Below are 4,645 nucleotides of genomic sequence, written 5' to 3'. Positions count from 1 at the left end.
TGCCCCCTGCCCCCTGCGTTATTCCAACAAGAATTATTTACGCCGACCTACTTATCCTCGGTGAAAATAAAAATCTCAGTCCACTTGAGTGGACTTTAGCTATTAGCCTAGAACTTAAGTTCTAGGCGGGATATCGGTCAGCACGACACTTTGACTATTACAAAAATGTGGGCAAAATATCACGAATACCAAGCGTATTGCATTCTAAGCTTGAATAGCAATGAAATGGCACATAAACAAATGCACACTCAATCAACAGAAATCGACCTGCTCACTCCATCTAGAGAATTACCTCTATATGGCAAGAGAATTTTAGTCACAGCACCGAGAAATTATGCTTATAGGTTAGCTGAACAAATCATCAAACAAGGTGGTTTACCTGTTTTCATGCCCACTATCGAAACCTGCTATTTATCAAACTACACTAAGTTAGATGCCGCTCTAGGTCGCATAGATGAATTTGATTGGATTGTCTTCACCAGTAGAAACGGTATCACTGCATTTTTTCAGCGGATGAATGATTTAGATATTCCCGTATCTGTAGTACAAAAATGTCAATTATGTGCTTTAGGAGAAGACGCAGAAAGCTTATCATCTTTTTGTGGCGAAGTCGATTTAATTCCCGCAGAATCTAGCCCAGCTGGAATTGTGGCTGAATTAGCGAAACTTCCGCAAATTCACGATAAAAAAGTGCTGATCCCGGCTCCAGAAGTTGTTGGTTTGCCTGAGCCTGATATTGTACCTAATTTGATTACGGATTTGCAAAAATTGGGTATGAAAGTAACTCGCGTACCCACCTATATCACACAGGGCTTAAACACAGGTATCTACAGTATTGAATTAAATCTGCTTCGTCAAGGAATAATCGATGTAATTGCCTTTAGTAGCACGGCAGAAGTAGAAAGCTTTTTAACAATGGTCAACTCGCAAAGCGATTATGAACGTTGTATTGTCGCATGTTTTGGCCCTTATACAACTGCCAATGCCCAAAAGTTGGGTGTGGATGTCTCTATTGTGTCCAAAGATTATAGTTCATTTGAAGGATTTGCTGAAGCGATCGCAACATTTTTTTCTGTGTAATTTTCGTCTGAAGCTTTTGGTATATGTAAACTAGCTCCACTAATCGCTTGAGAATCTAAAACAGTCAACCACAATCAACTCTAGACTAGCAGCACATAAACCCGTAGTATCGAATATGGAGTTTATTTGAACTAGGGATTGTTACATGGCAACTTATAAGGTTACATTAAAGACCCCAGACGGTGAACAAGTAATTGACGTTCCTGATGATGAGTACATTCTAGAGATCGCTAACGAGGAATATGAGCTTGACTTGCCTTATTCCTGTAACGCTGGTTCTTGCTCTACCTGTACCGGGAAGCTAATTTCAGGTACAGTTGACCAATCAGATCAGAACTTCTTAGACAACGATCAAATGGACGAAGGATTTGTCCTTACCTGCGTTGCCCGCCCCACTTCTGATTGCGTTATCGAAACCCATCAAGAAGAAGCCCTTAACGGTTAACTAAGAAATGTGGATTTAATCAAGAGCAACTTTTGTAGGGTGCGTTATAATATTCGTCCTAGCGCACCAAAAATCTGTGGTGGTGTATAACACACTATAAAAGATTTAAAATTTTGCACTTTCCTATAAATCTGTATAGGCTGAGTAATTCACGCGAAAAAGCGCTCTCCAAAAAGGGAGCGCTTTTTATTTAGTTTAATAGATAGCTAGCAGATATAAAGCTAAAATTAGCCAGATGATGCTAGATTAACTTTGACAACTTTATTCTTTTCTTCTTCAGCTTTGGGTAGCGTCAGGTTCAAGATGCCATCTTTATAATCTGCCGTAACATTGGTATTTTGAATCCGAGCAGGTAAAGGAATTACACGTTGGAATTTACCATAGTGGAATTCGCTTTTAATCACACCTTTATCTTCAGATTTGGCTTCAGACTTCCGCTCACCGCTCAGGTATACAGCTTTTTCTGTAACTTGCAAATCCAAGTCTTTAGCTTCAATTCCTGGAAGTTCTAGCAACAGAAGGATTGCATCTTCAGTTTCTTTTAACTCAACAGCCGGAACTCTGGATAAGCCTCTATCCGAAAATGCAGTTGGCAAAGTATCTTCATCAAATAAGCGATTGATTTGGCGTTGTATTGCGTTAAATTCTTGCCAGGGGTTCAAACGTACTAATGTCATATCTCTACTTCGGATAACCAGTATCTTTGTTGTTTAAGGATTGAAGGATTTGATTCCTTTCTTTGTTCTCATAGTATTTAAAAATAAGAGTGGGGGAAATTCGGTTTTTATCACCTGAGTAATGATGATTGCCGATCCAGGAATTTCTTTACTATAAATGTACGGTAAACTGAACTATTGGGGTTCGGTAAGTTCGGCAAAAGCAGACTTGAAATATAGCAATTCTATTTAAAATGTTGCTATAACTGTCACCCGCATCCCTACTATTAAAGGTTGTTTTAAAAGTATTTCGCTGTGACTTTAGGTAATCCAAAAATTTTAATACTGACAATAGGACTATTAAAACATCCTCTTAAAGCTTGCAATGCGTAGCGTATCCTACAAATTTTTAGTAGATTCACGCGAATAATGATAATAATTATGTTGTATTTTTTTCATTTCACAGAGATAAGATAATAATAGATTTTTCACAAACTGCTGATAACATATATGTCAACAAGTTGGATTTACCTTATCGCCGCAATCCTCTTTGAAGTTTCAGGCACAACTTGCATGAAGTTATCGCAAGGATTTACTAAAATAGGCCCTTCCATATTAATAGTTGTTTTTTATGGACTTTGTTTTACTTTTTTGACTCTTGCTCTCAAAAAACTTGAAGTGAGTGTGGCTTATTCTGTCTGGGCTGGATTGGGAACTGTCTTAATTGCTATTATTGGCATTTTCTGGTTTCGTGAATCTGCTACACTTATCAAGCTCATTTCCATCGGCTTAATAATCATGGGGGTAATTGGCATAAATGCAAGTTCATAGGGGATAGGAATTAAGCGGCTCATGTATCATCGAGTTTACTAAAACATCCCCCTAAAAAACCCACTTTTCATTACTTTGCATGTGAAAGCTGCAAAAAGTTAGTTTTGCAATCAACAAATGTCAATTTTTGTCACAAAATGTTAGTTTTAAAGTTACTTAAAGTATGATGTACGCGCTAAAGGAAAAACTAATTTAAAACTGAAACTGTAAAATCTTGAAACAAGATGCATAAGTCTTTAAGCAGACATTATATTTAGATATTGCCTCAAATAAAAAACACCTCGTCTATGTTAGAATAGAGGAGGTAAATAAACCAAAACTGATCATTCTGCTTGTTGCTGTTGTAGCGAATACACCAGCAATTTTTATTGTTCTGCGAGCAGAGCAAAATGACCAGACTTAGCTAGATGCTATTAAAAGTAGGGATCTTAAACTTTTGATACCCACAAGAGGATTTTTCAAACATTCTGTTAGTTCAAAATTTATTAAACCCAGCAGAACGACGATAAAGTAACCAGATAAATAGCGGTGAACCTAGCAAGGCAGTGACGGAACCTACTGGTAGTTCCACTGCTCCTAGTCTAGAGAGTAAATCTGCAAAAGTAAGTAACCATGCACCTGCAAGGGCGGAAAGTGGCAAAACAAAGCGATGATCTGTACCAACGATGAGGCGGACACCGTGAGGGACAACAAGACCAACAAATCCAATCAAGCCACTGATGCTGACTGCACCTGCGGCTAATAAAGTGGCGACACCACCAATTAACAGACGCGATCGCGTCAACGAAACCCCCAAACTTACAGCCAAATCATCCCCCAAAGCCAGCACATTTACCGATCGCGCCAGCAAGCATCCCCCTAGCAATGCAACGATGATGTAAGGGACAGCTGTCGCAATTTCTTGCCAACCCCGTCCATTAAGGCTACCAACCAGCCAACTGAGCGCAATTTGAATTTGACCGTCTTCAGCTAAAAGCAGCAATGTACTTTGGACAGCACCTAATAAAGAACTCACCGCCACTCCGCCTAAAATCAACCGCTCAACTGAAATTCCCGACCCCGCACGACCGAGCAAAATAACGATCGCAGAAGTTAAAATAGCTCCGATCCACGCTGCTAAAGGAATTGCGAGCGGGAATATTTGCCACACAATCATCAGAATTACAATTAATCCTGCACCTGCTGAAATCCCTAAAATAAATGGATCAGCAAGACTATTGCGTAACATCCCTTGCAGCAGCGCTCCTGACATTCCCAAAGCAGCGCCAACAATCAGAGCAGCAGTAATGCGTGGGAGACGCAAATCCCAGAGAATGGTCTGTTTAACCGGATCGCCTTCGCGGAGAATGGCTTGCCAAAATTCCGACATACTTAAAGGTACTGCTCCTTGAGAAAGCGATAGTGCTAGCGTTACCACCAGTGCTGCACTAAGGAGTAAAACAGCCCAAAGTACTCTGTGTTCAGTAAAAATTGTCTTAAATTGTCTAGTCAAATTTTAGATACGTATTTTTTTTAAATATAATCTGTCTCAAACACAGATGCATTGGACATTGGGCAGAAGGGAAGGGGAGTTAAAACTTGGACGTTTAGCTTCAGAAGGTGAACGTTGAGCCTCAGAAGGTGAACGTTGAGC

5 protein-coding genes are annotated in these 4,645 nt (G+C 39.7%); 3 read left to right on the top strand and 2 right to left on the bottom strand.

Features of this window, described 5'->3' with window-relative positions; translation table 11 throughout:
• Positions 1 to 225 precede the first annotated feature (225 nt).
• Together ACFE90_RS36535 and ACFE90_RS36530 are read left to right on the top strand one after the other, a co-directional pair.
• Positions 226 to 1,080 carry a uroporphyrinogen-III synthase gene (locus ACFE90_RS36535; protein WP_375507130.1) on the top strand — a complete coding sequence of 285 codons (855 nt, stop codon included), beginning with the start codon at positions 226 to 228 and terminating at the stop codon, positions 1,078 to 1,080.
• Positions 1,081 to 1,225: 145 nt separating this feature from the next.
• A complete protein-coding gene (locus tag ACFE90_RS36530) occupies positions 1,226 to 1,525 on the top strand; it encodes a ferredoxin (protein WP_375507129.1) in 300 nt (99 codons plus the stop codon).
• Between the two features lie 227 nt (positions 1,526 to 1,752).
• Here ACFE90_RS36530 and ACFE90_RS36525 read toward each other — a convergent pair whose 3' ends face one another.
• Positions 1,753 to 2,202: an Hsp20/alpha crystallin family protein gene (locus ACFE90_RS36525; protein WP_375507128.1), complete on the bottom strand. Its 450-nt coding sequence runs from the start codon at positions 2,200 to 2,202 to the stop codon at positions 1,753 to 1,755.
• A gap of 489 nt (positions 2,203 to 2,691) precedes the next feature.
• Between ACFE90_RS36525 and ACFE90_RS36520 the strand changes: the two genes are divergently transcribed.
• Complete coding sequence (locus tag ACFE90_RS36520) at positions 2,692 to 3,012, top strand: DMT family transporter (protein ID WP_375507127.1); 321 nt, start codon at positions 2,692 to 2,694, stop codon at positions 3,010 to 3,012.
• A gap of 475 nt (positions 3,013 to 3,487) precedes the next feature.
• On the opposite strand, the gene ACFE90_RS36515 is transcribed toward ACFE90_RS36520, so the two are convergent.
• Positions 3,488 to 4,504, bottom strand: coding sequence for a FecCD family ABC transporter permease (locus ACFE90_RS36515; RefSeq protein ID WP_375507126.1), 1,017 nt, complete (start codon positions 4,502 to 4,504; stop codon positions 3,488 to 3,490).
• Positions 4,505 to 4,645 lie beyond the last annotated feature (141 nt).

This window comes from uncultured Nostoc sp. (assembly GCF_964245445.1).
Taxonomy (GTDB): Bacteria; Cyanobacteriota; Cyanobacteriia; order Cyanobacteriales; family Nostocaceae; genus Nostoc.
The sequence above is the reverse complement of the archived record's forward strand: the minus strand, read 5'-3'. Positions and strand labels throughout refer to the sequence as shown.